At 66.8% G+C, this 18,688-nt stretch carries 16 protein-coding genes; 8 read left to right on the top strand and 8 right to left on the bottom strand.

The window, feature by feature from the left end:
* The first annotated feature begins 85 nt into the window (after positions 1-85).
* The 4 genes from WKW77_RS25945 to katG all read left to right on the top strand — a co-directional run bounded on the left by WKW77_RS25945 (position 86) and on the right by katG (position 5,997).
* A complete protein-coding gene (locus WKW77_RS25945; protein ID WP_340359770.1) occupies positions 86-505 on the top strand; it encodes a hypothetical protein in 420 nt (139 codons plus the stop codon).
* A 210-nt stretch (positions 506-715) separates the two neighbouring features.
* A complete protein-coding gene (locus tag WKW77_RS25950) occupies positions 716-3,073 on the top strand; it encodes a cytochrome P450/oxidoreductase (protein WP_340359771.1) in 2,358 nt (785 codons plus the stop codon).
* A 107-nt stretch (positions 3,074-3,180) separates the two neighbouring features.
* On the top strand, positions 3,181-3,600 hold the full coding sequence (locus tag WKW77_RS25955) for a hypothetical protein (RefSeq protein WP_340359772.1): 420 nt from the start codon (positions 3,181-3,183) through the stop codon (positions 3,598-3,600).
* Between the two features lie 126 nt (positions 3,601-3,726).
* Positions 3,727-5,997 (top strand): catalase/peroxidase HPI, encoded by a 2,271-nt coding sequence (gene katG, locus WKW77_RS25960; RefSeq protein ID WP_340359773.1) that lies wholly within the window; start codon positions 3,727-3,729, stop codon positions 5,995-5,997.
* 54 nt (positions 5,998-6,051) lie between these two features.
* Here the strand turns inward: katG and WKW77_RS25965 are convergent, their stop codons facing one another.
* From WKW77_RS25965 to WKW77_RS25975, 3 genes are read right to left on the bottom strand one after another with little or no spacing between them, the layout of a single operon-like run.
* Complete coding sequence (locus WKW77_RS25965; protein WP_340359774.1) at positions 6,052-6,981, bottom strand: dihydrodipicolinate synthase family protein; 930 nt, start codon at positions 6,979-6,981, stop codon at positions 6,052-6,054.
* A gap of 28 nt (positions 6,982-7,009) precedes the next feature.
* Complete coding sequence (locus WKW77_RS25970) at positions 7,010-7,885, bottom strand: SMP-30/gluconolactonase/LRE family protein (RefSeq protein ID WP_340359775.1); 876 nt, start codon at positions 7,883-7,885, stop codon at positions 7,010-7,012.
* Positions 7,882-8,649 (bottom strand): SDR family NAD(P)-dependent oxidoreductase, encoded by a 768-nt coding sequence (locus WKW77_RS25975; RefSeq protein WP_340359776.1) that lies wholly within the window; start codon positions 8,647-8,649, stop codon positions 7,882-7,884. The genes WKW77_RS25970 and WKW77_RS25975 overlap by 4 nt, the downstream gene beginning before the upstream one ends.
* 135 nt (positions 8,650-8,784) lie before the next feature.
* On the opposite strand from WKW77_RS25975, the gene WKW77_RS25980 reads away from it, so the two are divergent.
* The gene (locus tag WKW77_RS25980) at positions 8,785-9,522 is read left to right on the top strand and encodes a FadR/GntR family transcriptional regulator (RefSeq protein WP_340359777.1); all 738 of its coding nucleotides are present in this window, start codon (positions 8,785-8,787) and stop codon (positions 9,520-9,522) included.
* Between the two features lie 41 nt (positions 9,523-9,563).
* Here the strand turns inward: WKW77_RS25980 and WKW77_RS25985 are convergent, their stop codons facing one another.
* Both WKW77_RS25985 and WKW77_RS25990 read right to left on the bottom strand, forming a co-directional pair.
* Positions 9,564-10,460, bottom strand: a complete 897-nt coding sequence (locus tag WKW77_RS25985; RefSeq protein WP_340359778.1) for an amidohydrolase family protein — start codon at positions 10,458-10,460, stop codon at positions 9,564-9,566.
* A 29-nt stretch (positions 10,461-10,489) separates the two neighbouring features.
* On the bottom strand, positions 10,490-10,879 hold the full coding sequence (locus WKW77_RS25990; RefSeq protein WP_340359779.1) for a hypothetical protein: 390 nt from the start codon (positions 10,877-10,879) through the stop codon (positions 10,490-10,492).
* A 189-nt stretch (positions 10,880-11,068) separates the two neighbouring features.
* Between WKW77_RS25990 and bamA the strand changes: the two genes are divergently transcribed.
* Positions 11,069-13,456, top strand: coding sequence for an outer membrane protein assembly factor BamA (bamA, locus tag WKW77_RS25995; protein ID WP_340359780.1), 2,388 nt, complete (start codon positions 11,069-11,071; stop codon positions 13,454-13,456).
* A 7-nt stretch (positions 13,457-13,463) separates the two neighbouring features.
* Here bamA and bamC read toward each other — a convergent pair whose 3' ends face one another.
* From bamC to WKW77_RS26010, 3 genes are all read right to left on the bottom strand, one after another.
* On the bottom strand, positions 13,464-14,564 hold the full coding sequence (gene bamC, locus WKW77_RS26000) for an outer membrane protein assembly factor BamC (RefSeq protein WP_340359781.1): 1,101 nt from the start codon (positions 14,562-14,564) through the stop codon (positions 13,464-13,466).
* 93 nt (positions 14,565-14,657) lie between these two features.
* The gene (locus WKW77_RS26005) at positions 14,658-15,530 is read right to left on the bottom strand and encodes an EamA family transporter (protein WP_340359782.1); all 873 of its coding nucleotides are present in this window, start codon (positions 15,528-15,530) and stop codon (positions 14,658-14,660) included.
* Between the two features lie 46 nt (positions 15,531-15,576).
* Entirely contained in the window at positions 15,577-16,314 is a 738-nt protein-coding gene (locus WKW77_RS26010; protein WP_340359783.1) for a phosphonate utilization associated transcriptional regulator, read from the bottom strand.
* A gap of 164 nt (positions 16,315-16,478) precedes the next feature.
* Between WKW77_RS26010 and WKW77_RS26015 the strand changes: the two genes are divergently transcribed.
* Both WKW77_RS26015 and WKW77_RS26020 read left to right on the top strand, forming a co-directional pair.
* On the top strand, positions 16,479-17,513 hold the full coding sequence (locus tag WKW77_RS26015) for a putative 2-aminoethylphosphonate ABC transporter substrate-binding protein (RefSeq protein WP_340359784.1): 1,035 nt from the start codon (positions 16,479-16,481) through the stop codon (positions 17,511-17,513).
* Positions 17,514-17,593: 80 nt separating this feature from the next.
* The gene (locus WKW77_RS26020; RefSeq protein WP_340359839.1) at positions 17,594-18,688 is read left to right on the top strand and encodes a putative 2-aminoethylphosphonate ABC transporter ATP-binding protein; all 1,095 of its coding nucleotides are present in this window, start codon (positions 17,594-17,596) and stop codon (positions 18,686-18,688) included.

Consider the following 18,688-nt stretch of genomic DNA (forward strand, 5'->3'; position numbering starts at 1 on the left):
CAGCGCACACGTGCACCTCTACCAGTTCCACTCACCAGGGTGAATGACAAACTCGATGCAATCCCCGGATTTAGAGACTGTTCAAATGGTCAGAGTCGCGCTGCAGGACGTGATCTCTGCCCGAGAGCATGGCGTTCAAGCTGTGCCGTATTTCGCTCCCACAAACATCGGAACGCTTCCGCCGTTCGAGCAGGAGAGGGAGCTGAACGTCAAGGAAGAGACCGACTACGGGAACCGTGTGCGAGCGGGCATCCACATGACGCTCTCCGCGGCGGTTTCAGCCCTCGAGGTTGCAGAAGTGCTCATGAAGAACTTCGCCATCGTGGATCCGAAGGATCGAAAGCACGAATTGATTCGATGTTCGCTCAATGCTCGCGTTGCCAGGGACGCTGCGGCAGAAGCCGCGGCAGTCTTGTCAGGGCAGCAGGCGCCGAAGTCGGATGCGATGGTCGAGATCAAGCGGCTGAAGTCCGCACTGTTTCAGCGCTTCGGAATCGGCGAGTAGAAGGGCGCCACGCCGACTCTGCGGAGCCGGGGGGTGCGCAGATGAGAGCGATGGCTCACAGGAACGCCGAGCTGTTCGAACTGCTTGCCCCAAGCTGGAAAAACGACGATGACGCTTTCGGCTTTCGGACCTAAGCTCCCCACTTTGTCCGCGACAAATGGCAGAAGCTCATCCGGGACTTGAAGATCACGCTCGATTGAGGAGTGCGCGGTGAGCACCGTGGAAGTCTCCCGCCAAGCCACCGGCTGCCCGGTGGCGCACGGTGCGCTTTCCGCCGAACGCACGCCGACCGGCTGCCCCGTGAGCCGGCGCGCCGCCGACTTCGATCCTTTCGAGGACGGCTACCAGCAGGACCCGCCCGAGTACGTGCGCTGGGCCCGCGAGAAGGAGCCGATCTTCTGGAGCCCGAAGCTGGGCTACTGGGTGGTCACGCGCTACGACGACATCAAGGCGATCTTCCGCGACAACATCACTTTCAGCCCGGCGATCGCGCTTGAGAAGATCACGCCCACGGGCGACGAGGCGAACGCGGTGCTGGCCTCCTACGGCTTCGCGCTGAACCGCACGCTGGTCAACGAGGACGAGCCCGCGCACATGCCGCGCCGCCGCGCGCTGATGGATCCGTTCACGCCCGAGGAACTCAAGCATCACGAGCCGATGGTGCGGCAGCTCGCGCGCGAGTGGGTCGACCGCTTCATCGACGACGGCCGCGCCGATCTCGTCGACCAGATGCTGTGGGAGGTGCCGCTGACCGTCGCGCTGCATTTCCTCGGCGTCCCCGAGGAGGACATGGACACGCTGCGCAAGTATTCGATCGCGCACACGGTCAACACCTGGGGACGGCCCAAGCCGGAAGAGCAGGTGGCGGTGGCGCACGCGGTCGGCAACTTCTGGCAGTTCGCCGGCAAGGTGCTCGACAAGATGCGCGAAAACCCGGAGGGCGGCGGCTGGATGCAGTACGGCCTGCGCAAGCAGCGCGAACTGCCCGAGGTGGTCACCGACTCGTACCTCCACTCGATGATGATGGCCGGCATCGTCGCCGCGCACGAGACCACCGCCAATGCCACGGCCAACGCGATGAAGCTGCTGCTGCAGCATCCGGACGTGTGGCGCGAACTCTGCGAGGACCCGAGCCTGATTCCCAACGCGGTCGAGGAATGCCTGCGCCACAACGGCTCGGTGGCCGCATGGCGCCGCATCGTCACCGCCGACACGCAGGTGGGCGGCGTCGATCTGCCGAAGGGCTCGAAGCTGCTGATCGTCACCTCGTCGGCCAACCACGACCAGGCGCATTTCGCGGATGCCGACTTCTTCGACATCCGGCGCGACAACGCGAGCGACCATCTCACCTTCGGTTACGGGTCGCACCAGTGCATGGGCAAGAACCTCGCGCGCATGGAGATGCAGATCTTCCTGGAGGAGTTCGCGCGCCGCCTGCCGCACATGCGGCTGGCCGAGCAGAAGTTCAGCTACGTGCCCAACACTTCGTTCCGCGGACCCGAGCACTTGTGGGTCGAATGGGACCCGGCGCGGAACCCCGAGCGTGCGCGGCCCGCGCTGCGGCATCCGGAGGTCCCGGTGCCGGTGCGCGTCGGCGAACCGTCGAGGGGCGCGATCACGCGGCCGGTGGTGGTCGAGCGCATCACGCGCGCCGCGAACGGCATCGTGAGGCTGCGCCTCGTTGCGCCCGACGGCCGCCCGATGCCGCGCTGGACGCCGGGCTCGCACATCGACATCGAATGCGGACATCCGGATCTGTCGCGGCAGTACTCGCTGTGCGGCGATCCGGACGACTCCCAGGCGCTCGAAGTCGCGGTGCTGCACGAGCCCGAAGGTCGCGGCGGTTCGGCCTGGATCCACGCGAACGTGAAGGCCGGCGACAAGCTCAGGATCCGCGGACCGCGCAATCACTTCCACCTCGACGAGTCGGCGAAGAGGGTGATCTTCATTGCCGGCGGCATCGGCATCACCCCGCTGAGCGCGATGGCGCGGCGCGCGAAGGCGCTCGGCATCGACTATGCGCTGCACTACAGCGGCCGGTCGCGCGCGAGCATGGCCATGCTGGGCGAACTGGCTGCGATGCACGGCGAGCGGCTGGTCGTCTACGCCGGTGACGAAGGCCGTCGCAACGACCTCGCCGCGCTGCTCGCCACGGCCGAGCCGGGCACCCAGGTGTACGCCTGCGGCCCGAAGCGCATGCTGTCGGCGCTCGAAAGCCATTGCGCCGCGTGGCCCGACGACACGCTGCACATCGAACATTTCGAATCGACCCTGCGGACTCTCGATCCTTTGCGCGAGCAAGCCTTCGACGTCGAGCTGAAGGATTCCGGCATCGTCGTCAACGTGCCGGCCGACCAGACGCTGCTGAGTGCACTTCGCGGCGCCAACATCGATGTTCAGAGCGACTGCGAAGAGGGCCTGTGCGGCTCGTGCGAGGTCCGCGTGCTGGGCGGTCGGATCGACCACCGCGACGTGGTGCTCACGCGTGCGGAGCGCGACCTCGGCGCGCGCATGATGGCCTGTTGTTCGCGCGCTTGCGGCGGCGAAAAGCTCGTCCTGGAGCTTTGAGGCGCATCCGACCCTGCGCGGTCTGGGCCTGCGTCACAGGCTTGTCAGCAGGCAGGCAGATGCTCGGGACAAAATGACGCACTTGCCAATTTTCTGATGGAGGGCCGGTGGCCAGTGTTGACTATTCCCGCAAACCGACGACCGTGTTCGTGGCGGTTGCGCTCTTGTCGCTTGCGCTCGCGGTCGACCTCGTCTCCTGGCTCATCGCGCTGAACGACCTGCCGGGCGAAGGCCAGGCCTACGGACTGATGGTCGTCGCGGCGGTCATGCTGGTGGTCGCCTACCTGCTGTGGCAGGTCGTCGGCAGGGCGCGGTGGGCGGCCATCGTGCTGAGTGTTCTGCTGGTGGTCCTCGAACTGCCGAACCTCCTCGACCTCGTCACGGGCGGAATCGATCAGCCGGTGGCCGAGGGCGACTTGCTGTTCGAAGGGGCGGAGGCGCTGCTCTGCCTCATGGGTGTTGCCCTGCTCTGGACGAAGCCGAGCCGCAACTGGTTCTTCCCGCGGGTGCGACGCGCCGGGAGGTAGGCAAGCACACCCCGAGCTTGCCGTCAACGCTCGCTATCGTTGCCATAGTCGTTTTTGGTCGCGCCCGGACGGGTTCTGACTCAGAATGCCCCTTCCTCCCCCGATACAACCCAAGGAGTGGCTCACATGAGTAGCGAAAAGACTGTAGACGAGAAGGCGGAAGCCAAGTGCCCGTTCAGCAGCCGGGCCAGCGGAGGAACCACCAACCGCGACTGGTGGCCGCAGCAACTGCGCCTTGACCTGCTTCATCAGCATTCCTCCAAGTCCGACCCGCTGGGCCAGGACTTCGAGTACAGGAAGGCATTCAAGAGCCTGGACTACTCGGCGCTCAAGAAAGACCTCGCCGACCTCATGACCGACTCGCAGGACTGGTGGCCCGCCGACTTCGGCCACTACGGTCCGCTCTTCATCCGCATGGCCTGGCATAGCACCGGCACCTACCGCACCGGCGACGGACGCGGAGGCGGTGGCCGCGGCCAGCAGCGCTTCGCGCCGCTCAACAGCTGGCCCGACAACGTCAGCCTCGACAAGGCCCGCCGCCTGCTGTGGCCGATCAAGCAGAAATACGGCCAGAGCATCTCGTGGGCCGACCTGATGGTCCTCACCGGCAACGTGGCCCTTGAAACGATGGGCTTCAAGACCTTCGGTTTCGGCGGCGGACGGGCCGATGTCTGGGAGCCGGACCACGACGTGTACTGGGGGCGCGAAACGACTTGGCTGGGCGGTGACGTCCGCTATTCCAAGGGCTCGCCGGGCGTCGAGAAGGACCGCGGCGTGCTCGTGAAGGACGACGACAGCCAGGTGCCGCATACCCGTGATCTGGAGAACCCGCTCGCGGCCGTCCAGATGGGCCTGATCTACGTCAACCCCGAAGGTCCGGACGGCAACCCCGACCCGCTCGCCGCGGCGAAGGACATCCGCGACACCTTCGGTCGCATGGCGATGAACGACGAGGAAACCGTCGCGCTGATCGCCGGCGGCCACACCTTCGGCAAGACGCACGGCGCCGGCCCGGCCAGCAACGTGGGTAAGGAGCCCGAAGGGGCGGAACTCGAAGAGCAGGGCCTGGGCTGGAAGAACGCCTTCGGCACCGGCAAGGGCGGCGACACCATCACCAGCGGCCTCGAAGTCACCTGGACCACCACGCCGACCAAGTGGAGCAACAACTTCTTCTGGAACCTGTTCGGCTACGAATACGAGCTGACCAAGAGCCCGGCCGGCGCTCAGCAGTGGGTGGCCAAGGGTGCCGGCGCGACCATCCCGCATGCGCACGACCCGTCGAAGAAGCTGGTGCCGACCATGCTCACCACCGACATGTCCCTGCGCATGGATCCGGGCTTCGAGAAGATCTCGCGCCGCTTCATGGAACACCCGGACCAGTTCGCCGATGCCTTCGCGCGCGCGTGGTTCAAGCTCACGCACCGCGACATGGGCCCGATCGCCCGCTACCTGGGTCCGGAAGTTCCGGCCGAGCAGCTGATCTGGCAAGACCCGGTCCCGAAGGTCGACCATCCGCTGGTCGATGCGAAGGACGTGGCTGCGCTCAAGAAGGACGTGCTCGCCTCGGGCCTCACGGTGCCGCAACTCGTGTCGACCGCCTGGGCGTCGGCTTCGACCTTCCGCGGCTCCGACAAGCGCGGTGGCGCGAACGGCGCGCGCATCCGTCTCGCGCCGCAGAAGGACTGGGCCGTCAATCAGCCGGACCAGCTCGCCAAGGTGCTGCAGGCGCTGGAGGGCATCCGCGAGAAGTTCAACGGCGCGGCAAGCGGCGGCAAGAAGATCTCGCTGGCCGATCTGATCGTGCTGGCGGGCAATGCCGCCGTCGAGAAGGCCGCGAAGGATGCCGGCCAGGATGTGACCGTGCCCTTCTCGCCAGGCCGTACCGATGCCTCCCAGGACCAGACCGACGTCGAATCCTTCGCGCCGCTGGAGCCGGTGGCCGATGGCTTCCGCAACTACCTGAAGTCGCAGTTCGCGGTGCCGGCGGAAGCCCTGCTGATCGACAAGGCGCAATTGCTGACGCTGACCGCGCCGGAGATGACGGTGCTCGTCGGCGGCTTGCGCGTGCTGGGCGCCAACGTCGGCGGCAGCAAGCACGGCGTCTTCACGCAGAAGCCGGGCACGCTCACCAACGACTACTTCGTCAACCTGCTCGACATGGGCACGGAGTGGAAGCCCACCTCCGACGCCAAGGAGGAGTTCGAAGGCAGCGACCGCAAGACCGGCAAGGCGAAGTGGACCGGCACGCGCATCGACCTCGTCTTCGGCTCGAACTCGCAGCTGCGCGCGATCTCCGAGGTCTATGCAAGCTCGGATGCCAAGAAGAAGTTCGTCGACGACTTCGTGGCGGCGTGGACCAAGGTGACGAACCTCGATCGGTTCGATCTGGCGAACTGAGTCGGCGTCGTTCGCATTCCGTCGATCGGGCGGGCCGGTGAAAGCCGGCCCCCCTCAACGGCCCCAGCGCAGCACCAGCGGATCGAGCCGGCGCGCGATGTCGATCAGCCCCTCGCGCACCGCGGGATGCAAGGGCGCCCACGGATGGCGCGGTGCGTCGCACGCGATCACGCCGCCTTCCTTCATCAGCGCCTTGGCCGCGAGGAAGCCCGCCTGCCGGTTCTCGTGGTTGATGAGGGGCAGCCAGCGCTGGTAGAGCGCGAAGGCCTGGTCGCGATCGCCCGTGCGGTGTGCCTCGATGATCGGGCGGATCCCGTCCGCGAAGCCGCCGCCGGTCATCGATCCGGTCGCTCCGGCATCGAGATCGGCCAGCAGCGTGATCGCCTCCTCGCCGTCCCACGGCCCTTCGATCGCGTCGCCACCGAGGCGGATCAGTTCGCGCAGCTTGCTTGCGGCGCCCTGGGTCTCGATCTTGAAGTACGAGACCTGTTCGATCTCCTTGGCCATGCGCGCGAGAAAGGGCGCCGAGAGCACCGTGCCGCTGGCCGGCGCGTCCTGGATCATGATGGGGATGTCGACCGCATCCGAGAGCTTCGCAAAGAACTCGTGGATCTGGTTCTCGCCGACGCGGAAGGTCGCGCCATGGTAGGGCGGCATCACCATCAGCATCGCCGCGCCCATGGCCTGCGCGCGCTGGCTGCGCTCGGCGCAGACCTTGGTGCTCGTGTGGGTCGTGGTCACGATCACAGGCACGCGGCCGGCCACGTGTTCGAGCACGGTGCGCGTCAGCAACTCGCGCTCATCGTCGGCGATCAGGAACTGCTCGGAGAAGTTCGCGAGGATGCAGATGCCGTCCACGCCCGAATCGATCATGAAGTCGATGCAGCGCTTCTGGCTTTCGAGGTCGAGTTCGCCCGATTCGGTGAAGGTGGTCGGCGCCACGGGAAAGATGCCGCGATAGCGCGGTGTGCGGGTGGTGGTCATGGGATCCTTTCAGTAGCTGCGGGGTCGCTCACCGCGCGCTCGCGAAGCGCGCCTCGGGCAATCCGCGCCAGCCGGTCTGCATCACGAAGATGCCGCCGGCCGCGGGTTCGTGCGAAAGGGCGGCGTCGTCGAGCCCGATGCGCGCGGTGCTCACGTAGAGTTGGTCGAGCGCGGCGCCGCCGAACGCAGGGCAGGTGACCTGCGAAGCCGGGACATCGAAGCGCGCGCTCTCGGTGCCCGATGAGTCGTAGCGCACCACGCGGTGGCCTTTCCACTGCGCGTTCCAGAGACCGCCTTCGGCATCGATCGCCGAGCCGTCGGCGAAGCCTTCGCTTGCGGGCAGTTGCACGAACACTTGCGGCGCGCCGAGGCGTCCGTCGGCGTGGTAGTCGACACGCCAGATCGTGCGCGTGGGCGAGTCGGTGTAGTAGAGCGTCGTGCCGTCGGGGCTGAAGGCGATGCTGTTGCCGACGCCGGCCGCGGGCAGCGGCAGGCATTCGACCCGCAGGTCCGCATCCACGCGGTAGAAGTGGCCGATCGCGGCCTCGGCCGGGTTGAACATGCCGAACACGAAGCGGCCCTGCCGGTCGCAGCGGCCGTCGTTGATGCGGGTCGAGGGCTGTTCGGCATCGACCGGCACGATCGGCGACAGCGCTTCGCCCTCGAGATCGAACAGCGCGATGCCCGAGGCCAGCCCGAGCAGCAGCTGCGAATCGCGCTCGCACAGCGCGAAGCTGCCCACGCGCTCCGGCAACGTCCACTGGCGCAGGCGGCCATCGGCCGCGCGCCAGTTGTGCAGCGTCGCGCCTTCGATGTCGGTCCAGTAGAGCGACGCGGTGCGTTCGCACCACAGCGGGCATTCGCCGAGCCGGGCGCGGGCATCCACCAGCAGTTGTGCCTTCATGTCCAGCCTCCGTCGACCACGAAGTCCTGCGCGGTGCACATGGCGCTGTCGTCGGCCGCGAGGAACAGCGCCATGCGCGCGATGTGCTCGGCCAGGAGCGGCCGGTTGATGCACTGCCCGCGCGCGATGTCTGCGCGTGCGGCGTCGTCGACCCACAGGCGCACCTGTTTGTCGGTCATCACCCAGCCGGGCACCAGCGTATTGACCCGGATGTTGAAGGCCCCGAGGTCGCGCGCAAGACTGCGCGTGAGGCCCTGCACCGCGGCCTTGGCGGTGGTGTAGACCGGCATGCCGCCCTGCTTGAGCATCCAGCTGATCGAGCCGAAGTTGACGATCGAGCCGCCGCCTGCCGCGCGCATGTCGTCCGCGACATGGCGTGCCGCGAAGAACTGGTGCCGCAGGTTGACCGCGATGCCCGCGTCCCATGACTCGGGCGTGGTGTCCTCGATGCGATGGCGGCGGTCGTTGGCCGCGTTGTTGAGCAGCACCGCGATCGGCCCGTGGCGACCCCGCACCGCATCGATCGCCGCCTCCAGCGCCGCGATGTCGGTGAGGTCGGCATCCACGAAGAGCGGCGCATGCCGCGCGCCGTCGGCCAGCCGCTCTGCAAGCGCCGCACCCGATGCAGCATCGATGTCGATGAAGCCGACTTTCGCGCCCTGCGCGACGAATTCCTCGACGAGGGTGGCCCCGATGCCGGTGGCGCCGCCGGTGATCAGCACGGTGCGATCGGTCAGGCTCGAATAGCGGGCGAAGGTGGTCATGGTGCGGGAGGGCGAAGTGAAGTGCGGGATTATGTAGTCATACTTAATTGATGTGTTGGTGCCGAATGCTAGGGTTTCTACGCGGGAATTCAGTCGATTAGTATTACTATATTTTTCAACCGATCCAACTCCTTCATGAACGCATCGGACAGCGACCCCGGCTATCGCCGGCCGCCGGAGCGCAAGAGCATGCATCCGCAGATCGTTCGCGACCTGGGCATGCGCATCGTCTCCGGCGAATACAGGCCGGGCGAGCGCCTGCCGGCCGAGGCCTCGCTGTGCGCGGCCTACGACGTGAGCCGGCCGGTCCTGCGGGAGGCGACCCGCGTGCTGGCCGCCAAGGGGCTCGTGGTCTCCAGGCAGCGCGCCGGGGCGATCGTGCGCGCGCGCAGCGACTGGCACCTGCTCGACCCCGACGTGCTGTACTGGCTGATCCAGACCAAACCGCAGGCGGAGTTCGTGGAGACGCTGCTGACGGTGCGGCGCATCTTCGAGCCCGCGGCCGCCGCGCTGGCCGCCCGCGTGGCGACCCCCGAGAAGCTCGAAAGCATCTCGGAGGCCTATGCCGGCATGGAGGCGGCGGGCACGCCCGAGGAATTGCTGGAGCCCGATCTGGCTTTTCATCGCCGAATTGCCGAGGCCACCGGCAATGACCTCCTCGCCTACATCGGCAACATGCTGTCGCTGGCGCTGCGCGAGTCGATCAAGCTCAGCAGCCGGCATCCGAACACCCACGCGCTCTCGCTGCCTCGGCACAAGGCGATCCTCACGGCGATCCTCAACCGGGACTCGCTCGCAGCGCGGCAGGCAACGCTGGTGCAGCTCGAGGAAACGCGCGAGGACATCTCGCACTTGATCGATTTCGAGGAATAGCGGCCGTGCCCGCGATGGGCCTCGCGGATCGCCTCTGAACCTCAACGCACGTCGAACAGCGCAGCCGCATTGCCCCAGGCGATGCGCTGGGCCACATCGGCGGGCAGGTCGCCGAGCCATGCGCGGTAGCCGCGCATGGTGTCGTCGTAGCTGCTCCAGCGCTGGTTGACCCAGGTGTCCGAGCCGATCATGAAGCGGTCCGGATATTTCAGGAGCAGCGCGCGCCATTCGGGGCACAGCCTGCCGCCTTCGCAGGTGAGGCCGGGGCGGTACGACAGTTCGCCCATCAGCATCGGATAGCGGTCGAGCAGCGCCTGCACACGCTCGATCGGCGGTCCGCCGATGCCGGTGTGGGCCCAGATCAGCCGCAGCGATTGGCCTTTCGACGGCGCGTGTGACATCAACAGGTCGATCGCCACGTCGTCGACGTGCGCCAGCACCGCGAGCTTGCGCTGCTCCGCGAGCGCCATCAGCTTCTTCGCGACCGGGCCGTTGGCGTTGGCGCTCTCGTAAAGGTGAAACTCGCCGATCCCGCGATAGGGTCCGCTCGCGGTGCCGCGCGCCAGTTCGATCTGGACCATCTCATAGATGCTCTCGTCGCGGAACCAGTTCGTGTAGTCGGCGCGGGTGCGGTAGAGGCGCACGAAGGGCACGACGGTGACGCCGGCGGCGCGCGTCTCGCGTGCGGCGGCCAGCGTCTGCGTGCCGGTGTTGGGCCTCGAGTTGGCGACGATCGCCTTCACGTCGTTGCGCTGGATGCGGGCGAGGGCTTCGGCGGGAGGATAGGGGCCGGTGTCGCCGTCCGAGGCTTCTTCGTTGTAGTGCAGGTGCGTGTCGAACAGCGGGCCTTCGTACGCCGCCTGGGCAGCGGTCGCGGCACCGGTGCAGATGGCGACAAGCAGTGCCGCGGAAGATGCGAAGGGCGCGAAGGCTCTCATGGGATTTCCGCTGGATGAGGTGCGGGCGATTATCCGGATGCGGATGGAGCCGGCAAGCGATCGGCGAGGATCGCGCGCGCCCGCAGCGCCGCCTCGACGACGAGATCGGCATCCTTCGCGCAACTTTGCAGCGCGAGTTCGCCGTCATCGATGCCCTCGTCCTTCGTCCGGTCGAGCAGCGCGCGGCCGACCTCCAGCGCCGCCGATGCGACCGCCAGGCACATGTGCAGCCCCGCGTCGGTTCTTTGCAGGGCGGCGATCCGGCGCGCCGCAAGCAGGCTCTGTTCGGGGCAATCGCTCGCGATGCCCACGATGCGCGCGTGAGGCGCGCCTTCGACGATCTGCAGGTTGAACAGTTCCAGCATCACGTCATCGACAGCGCATCGTGCGCGTCGGATCTTGTCTGCGGCAGGGCTCATGGTTCGGCTTGACGGAAAAACGAGCCGCGAATCTAGAGACCGAAAGAGGACAAATCGGGGAGCGGGCTCCCCAATCCTTCCCAGATTGGCGCGCAGCATTCGCGGGATGCACGCATCTTTCGTTTCGTACGGCAGGCCCGGCCTGCATCTGCCCATTCCCTCCCCTGAAATGCTGGAAGCCGCTGCCGGATGAGGCGCGCCATCCTGGCCCTGGCGTCGACGCTCCTCGCATCGACCGGCTGGGCGATCGAACCATTCACCGTCAAGGACATCCGCGTCGAGGGCCTCCAGCGCGTCGAGGCCGGAACCATCTTCGCGACGCTGCCGGTGCACGTCGGCGATACCTACACCGACGAGACCGGCGCGAGCGCGATCCGCGCACTGTTCGACCTGGGGCTGTTCAAGGACGCCCGCATCGACGTCATCAACGACGTGCTCGTCGTGATCGTGGAAGAGCGGCCCACGGTCGCCGATGTCGACTTCGTGGGCGCGAGGGAATTCGACAAGGCGGCGCTGGTCAAGGCCCTGCGCGAAGTCGGGCTCGCCGATGGGCGCCCCTTCGACAAGGCGCTCGCCGACCGCGCCGAGCAGGAGCTGAAGCGTCAGTACGTGAGCCGCAGCCTCTACAACGCGCAGATCGTGACGACCGTCACGCCCATCGAGCGCAATCGCGTGAACCTCACGTTCACGGTGACCGAAGGCGAGGTGGCGCACATCCGCGAAGTGCGCATCGTCGGCAACAAGGCGTTCAGCGAGAAGACGCTCCTCGACCTGTTCGACCAGGACAGCGGCACGATGCTGAGCTGGTACACCAAGTCGAACCAGTACTCGCGCTCCAAGCTCAACGCCGACCTCGAAACGCTGCGCTCCTACTACCTCGCGCGCGGTTATCTCGAGTTCAACATCGACTCCACGCAGATCGCGATCTCGCCCGACCGGCAGGACCTGAGCATCACGGTCAACATCACCGAAGGCGAGAAGTTCGTGGTGTCCGGCGTGAAGCTGGAAGGCAACTATTTCGGGCGCGACGACGAGTTCAAGACGCTGGTGCAGATCCGCCCCGGCGAGCCGTACAACGCCGAAGAGGTCAATGCGACGGTGAAGGCCTTCACCGACTACTTCGGCAGTTTCGGCTATGCGTTCGCGCAGGTGCAGCCGGTGCCCGAGATCGACCGCGAGAAGGGCAGGGTGAGCCTCACGCTGAAGTCCGAGCCGTCGCGGCGCGTGTCGGTGCGGCGCGTGGTCATCTCGGGCAACGACCGCACCCGCGACGAAGTCATCCGCCGCGAGTTCCGGCAGTTCGAGGCCTCCTGGTACGACGGCGACAAGATCAAGCTCTCGCGCGACCGCATCGACCGGCTGGGCTACTTCAGCGACGTGGACGTGCAGACGCAGGAAGTGTCCGGCGCGCCCGACCAGGTCGACGTGGTGATCAACGTCAAGGAAAAACCCACCGGCAACCTGCAACTCGGCGCGGGGTATTCCACGACCGACAAGGTCTCGCTGACCTTCGGCATCACGCAGGAGAACCTGTTCGGCTCGGGCAACTACCTCGGGCTGCAGGCCACCACGAGCTCGTACAACCAGTCGATCTCGCTGACCGCGACCGATCCGTACTTCACCGCCGACGGCATCTCGCGCACGCTGAGCGTCTATCACACCACCACCCGGCCCTACTACTCGGCCGACGGCAACTACAAGCTGACGAACGAGGGCGGATCGATCCGCTTCGGCGTGCCTTTCAACGAGCTCAACACGGTGTACTTCGGGCTGGGGCTGGAGCGCTACACCTTCTCGCCCGGCACCAACGGCGCCTACACGCTGGTCGATGGCTCGTATGTCTACACCGCGACGCCGCAGGCCTACCTTGACTACTTCCAGTGCTCGGGCACGGTGCCGAGCGTCGTCTGCGCGAAGAGCAGCGTGATCGGCGTGCCGGCGACCATCGGCTGGTCGCGCGACGACCGCGACAGCGCGCTGGTGCCCTCGCGCGGACGGCTGCAATCGGCCAGCGTCGAAGTCGGCGTCGGCTCGGAGATGCGCTACCTGAAGAGCCAGTACAGCTACCAGCAGTACGTGCCGCTGTCCAAGCAGTACACGTTGGCCTTCAACGGGCAGCTCGGCTATGCCACGCCCTATGGCGACTCGACCTATCCGATCTTCAAGAACTTCTACGCCGGCGGGCTCGGGTCGATCCGCGGCTTCGAGCAGAACTCGCTTGGCCCGACCGATTCGGTCACCGGTGCCGCGCTGGGCGGCACGCGCAAGGCGATCTTCAACATGGAGCTCAGCACGCCGTTCCCGGGCGCGGGCAACGACCGGTCGCTGCGGCTCTACGGCTTCTTCGATGCGGGCAATGTGTTCTCGACCCGCACCGCGTCGATGACCGATGCGCAGTGGAGCGCGCAGAACAAGCTGCGCTCCTCGGCCGGGATCGGCATCAGCTGGATCTCGCCGCTCGGGCCGCTGCGCCTGGCGTATGCGCTGCCGATCACCTACCAGAAGCTGGACGAGGCGAACGGCATCGCGGCCGACCGGCTGCAGCGCATCCAGTTCCAGATCGGCACGTCGTTCTGAACCCGGCCTACTGAAGATCCGCCGCGATCACCTGCACGATGCGCAGCGCATCAGCAGGTGCGACGGCGCTGTTGGCGCGCCCGACCACCGTCACCGCGCTCGTGTCGTTCTCGCTGCGCACCTGGATGCCCAGCTTGAGCGGCGCGGCCACCGGGCCCGGATGCACGAAGTCGATCAGCTTCGAGAAGACGCCCGGCTCCTTGGCGTTGAGGTTCGGCGGCACGTAGCGGACGAAGTAGGTGCCTTCGCTGCGGTTGCGGTCCTCGACGGTGAAGCCGGTGCGGTCCAGCGCGAGGCCGACGTGCCGCCAGGCCAGGTCGAAGCTCTCGGCGAGCTGCAGCTTCGGCTGGCCCTTGGGATCGATGATCTGCGGGCCGCGCTTCTGCTGCTGCATGACCGGGGCCGCTCCTGCGGTGGCGGTGCCCGGAGCGTCGCCGAGGCGGGCCATCATGCGGCGCAGCCATTCGGCCTCGAGCTCGGCATTGGCCGGCTGCGTGCGCCAGGCGGTGTGGCCGTCGCGCGAGGTGTCGGCCATCTCGCGCATCCCGCGATGGCTGACGTAGATCTCGGTGCCGCCCGGGACCTGTTCGAGCCGGGTGCGGAAGCGGTCCATCTCAGCGCTGCCTTGCGATGGCTCCATCACCGAAGAGAGGGCGTCGCGGACAAAGCCCGTCGAAACCTTGGCATGGCTTTCCGCCCAGTCGGTCTCCATGATGCGGCGCTCCGGCTGGTCGGTCTCGAGCACGAAGCCGTTGTCCTGCCAGAACTTGCGCAGAGGCTCCCAGAGCTGATCCGGTGTGCGGCCGACCACCAGCCAGCGGTGCGTGCCTTCGCTTTCCATGCGCACGTCGCCGATCGCGTCGGGCGCGGTGGAGGGCGCGGCCGCCTGTGGAAGCGCGGCCTTGTAGTCGCTCGCGGAAGCAACGCGCGGCGAAGCGATGTCGCCCTGTACGCGCATGAGCTGCGTGACGTCGGGCGGCGTGGCCAGCGAACTGGCCTTGGCCTTGCTGGTGCTCCGGTAGCGGAGGTTGTCGTCCTGGGGGGTGCTGCATGCGGCCAGGCCCAGGCTGATCGCGCACAGGGCGAGGCGGGAGGGTGTGAAGCTCATCGGATCCTTCGAAATGGGACCCACGAAGCGGGGTCGCGCGCACGCGATCCTGACGAACGAATCGGGAGAAAGCTGGGAGACCCCTCGACGCCTTCAGCCGAAGCGCAGCGCGATCACACCCGCGACCAGCACCGCGGTGCCCGCTGCCCGATGGCGCCCGAAGGCCTCGCGCAGCCACAGAGTGCCGATCAGCGCCGCGAACAGGACCGAGGTCTCGCGCAGCGCCGCGACCGCCGCCACGGGCGCGCGCGTCATGGCCCAGAGCGCAATGCCGTAGCTGCCGAGCGAGGCCAGCGTACCGAGGCAGGCGATCTTCCAGCGCCCGGCCATGTAGGCCAGCGCGGCACGACCCTGCCCGGCGCCGCGACGGCGCCACATCACCAGCAGCATGTAGGGGATGCCGTCGAACAGGAACAGCATCGCGAGATAGGCCGCCGCATTGCCCGATGCGCGCACCCCCAGGCCATCCACCACCGTGTAGACCGCAATGATCGCGGCGTTGCTCAGTGCGTAGCGCACTGCCTTGCCGCGATGCCCGTCCCCCGCATGCAGGCTCGCGGGGGAAAGGCCCAGCAGGATCACCCCGGCGCAGATGGCCGCGACCCCGCCCCAGGCAAACGTCGAGAGGGATTCGCCGATCACCGCATGGCTGGAGAGGGCCACGAGCAGCGGCGCGCAGCCGCGCATCAGCGGATAGGTGAGGCTGAGGTCGCCGTGCTTGTAGGCGCCCGCAAGCGCGATGTAGTAGCCGATATGGACCAGCGTCGAGGCGACGATGTAAGGCCACGCCGCGGGCGGCGGCAGGCCGGTGATCAAGAGCAGCGGCACCGCGATGAGGAAGCCGAGGCTGTGGATGAGCGCGGTGTCGAGCGACTTGTCGGTCGCCGACTTGATCAGCGCGTTCCAGCTCGCATGCAGCAGCGCGCCGAACAGCACCGCCAGCACGATCGGGCCGGTGAGCGTCACGCGGGGACTTCGATGCCGTCGAGCGTCAGCGCCACTGCGTCTGCCTTCAGGCCGATACGGTTTGACGGGATGCGGCGGCCGAGGCCGCCGCGGCTTCGGCGAGCTTCTGCTCGTAGTTGCGCAGCGTGCGGTCGCGGCTGTTCATCACGTGCTGGAACATCGCCTGCCCGGCGGCCTCCGCGTCGCCGGCCGCGATCGCCTTGACGATCTGCCGATGCTCGCGGGAATAGATCGCCATCGATTCGCTGGTGAGGTTCTGCCTGCGGAACAGCGACAGCTCGTTGACCAGTTTGCGGTACGTCGCGAGCAGCTTGTCGTTGCCGGCGAGTTCGAGCAGGCGGTCGTGGAACTTGAGGTTGAAGCGGTGATAGTCCTGCGCGTTCTCGGCCTTCACCGCCTGCTCCATGGCGTCGACGAGCTGTCGCAGTTCCTTGACCTGCGTGGCACCGAGCGACTGCGCGAGCTTGCGGCCGACGTAAAGGTCCATCGCGGCGCGCACCTCGAAGATCTGCAGCGCCTCGTCGATCGGCACATCGCGCACGAACACGCCGCGGTTCTTCTCGGTGCGCACGAGACCGGCTTCCTCCAGCATCCGGAAGGCCTCGCGCACCGGGCCGCGCGAGACGCCGAGTTGATCGGCGAGGGTGGATTCGGTGAGCTTCGCGCCGGAGGGCAGATCGCCCGCGAGGATCATGCGTTCGATCTCGGTCTGCACCAGGTTCGCAAGCGAATTGCACTGAAGCTGTGCGATGGCGGGATGAGGTGAAATCTTCTTGCCTGGCATGGATGAAAACTGTACGTTGCCGGGTGCAGATTGTCTACGATCGGCAATCGACGATTGACAAAGCTAAGTGACTGGCCCTGATTCTGCTTCGCGGATGTGTCACGCGAATGTCTTCTTCGCCCGGCACATTTCGGCCCACCTTTTTGTCCGAGGAGTTCGCAAAAATGCACTACGCAAAAACCATCATCGCCGCCCTGATCGGCCTGACCTGCGCGACCGGCGCACTGGCCCAGAAGACCCAACTCACGGTCTACACCGCACTGGAGACGGACCAGCTCAAGGCCTATCAGGAAGCCTTCAACAAGGTCAATCCCAACATCGACATCAAGTGGGTGCGCGATTCCACCGGCGTGATCACCGCCAAGCTGCTGGCCGAGAAGGCGAACCCGCAGGCGGACGTCATCTGGGGCGTGGCCGCGTCGAGCCTCGCGCTGTTCGAGAAGAACGGCATGCTGGAGCCCTATGCACCGCTGAACCTCGACGCGATCATGCCGCAGTACCGCGACAAGAAGTCCCCGCCGGCATGGTGGGGCATGGATGTCTTCGGCGCGACGGTGTGCTTCAACACCGTCGAAGCCAAGAAGAAGAACATCCCGGTGCCCACCACCTGGAAGGACCTGCTCAAGCCCGAGTACAAGGGCCAGGTCGTGATGCCGAACCCGGCGTCGTCGGGCACCGGCTACTTCGACGTCGCGGCCTGGCTGCAGATGTGGGGCGACGACGCCGGCAAGGGCGGCGGCTGGAAGTACATGGATGCGCTGCACGAGAACATCGCGCAGTACACGCACTCCGGCTCCAAGCCCTGCAACATGGCCGCCGCGGGCGAATACGTGGCCGGCATCTCCTTCGAATACCGCGGCCACACCAACAAGGCCAAGGGCGCGCCGATCGAACTCGTGTTCCCCAAGGAAGGCCTCGGCTGGGACCTCGAAGGCTTCGCGATCTACAAGGGCACGAAGAAGGAAGAGGCCGCGAAGAAGCTGGCCGACTGGGCTTCGTCCAAGGACGCGATGCTGCTGTACGGCAAGAACTTCGCGATCACCGCGCAGCCCGGCGTGGCCCCGAAGCTCGCGAACATTCCGGACGACTACGAAGCGCGCCTGATCAAGATGGACTTCGAGAAGTCGGCCGTCAACCGCGAGCGCATCCTCGCGGAATGGACCCGGCGCTACGACGCCAAGAGCGAGGCGAAGAAGTGAGGCTCGTACCGGCGCGCGCCTTCGGCGTGGAGCGCAGCGCCGGTACGCCGGCGCTTTCTGCGTTCCAGCGGGGAGCCGGGATGGACCCGAACGACACGTATCTGCGCATCGAGGGCGTGCACAAGCGCTTCGGGGCCTTCTCGGCGCTGGAGCACATCGACCTGGCGATCCGCCGCGGCGAGTTCGTCTGCTTCCTCGGCCCGTCGGGCTGCGGCAAGACGACGCTGCTGCGCATCATCGCGGGGCTCGAAGTTCAGACCGGCGGCCGGCTCTGGCAGGACGGGCGCGACATCTCGCTGCTGCCGCCTCCGCAGCGCGACTACGGGATCGTGTTCCAGTCCTATGCGCTCTTTCCCAACCTGACGATCGCCGACAACGTCGCCTACGGGCTGGTCAACCGGCGCCAGCCTCGCGCACAGATCAAGGCGCGCGTGGAAGAGCTTCTCAAGCTCGTCGGGCTGCCCGGCAGCGGCGGCAAGTACCCGGCGCAGATGTCCGGCGGCCAGCAGCAGCGCGTGGCGCTCGCGCGCGCGCTGGCGACGTCGCCGGGGCTCCTGCTGCTCGACGAGCCGCTCTCGGCGCTCGATGCGATCGTGCGCGTGCACCTGCGCAACGAGATCCACGCATTGCAGCGAGAACTGGGCGTGACCACCATCATGGTCACGCACGACCAGGAAGAAGCGCTTTCCGTCGCCGACCGGCTGGTGGTGATGAACCATGGGGTGATCGAGCAGGTGGGAACGCCGATGGAGGTGTATCGCGAGCCCGCCACCCCCTTCGTCGCCGGATTCGTCGGCAAGGTGAACCGGCTGCCCGCCGTGGCCGAAGGCCATCGTTCCTTCGCTTGCGGGACGATGAAGCTGCGGTGTGCAGACGGGCAGGGCGGGGACTACAGGACCGGCCAGGACGTGATGCTCTACCTGCGCCCCGAAGACCGCGTGATGCTGAATGCGGGCGCCGATCATCCCGACCGCTGCTCGGGCAGGGTGAAGCGCATCGAGTTCCTCGGCGGCAACTGCCTCGCGGAAGTCGATGCGGAATGCCTGCCCGGCATCCCGGTGCAACTGCAGTTCTCGTTGAACCAGATGGACGAGTTCAACGTGCGCGAAGGCCATCGCCTGGACTTCGCGCTGCGCACCGACCGGCTGCGCGTCTTCCCGAAGAACGGAGCCTGA

Origin of the sequence: Variovorax ureilyticus (genome assembly GCF_037889935.1) — a bacterium.
GTDB lineage: Bacteria > Pseudomonadota > Gammaproteobacteria > Burkholderiales > Burkholderiaceae_C > Variovorax > Variovorax ureilyticus.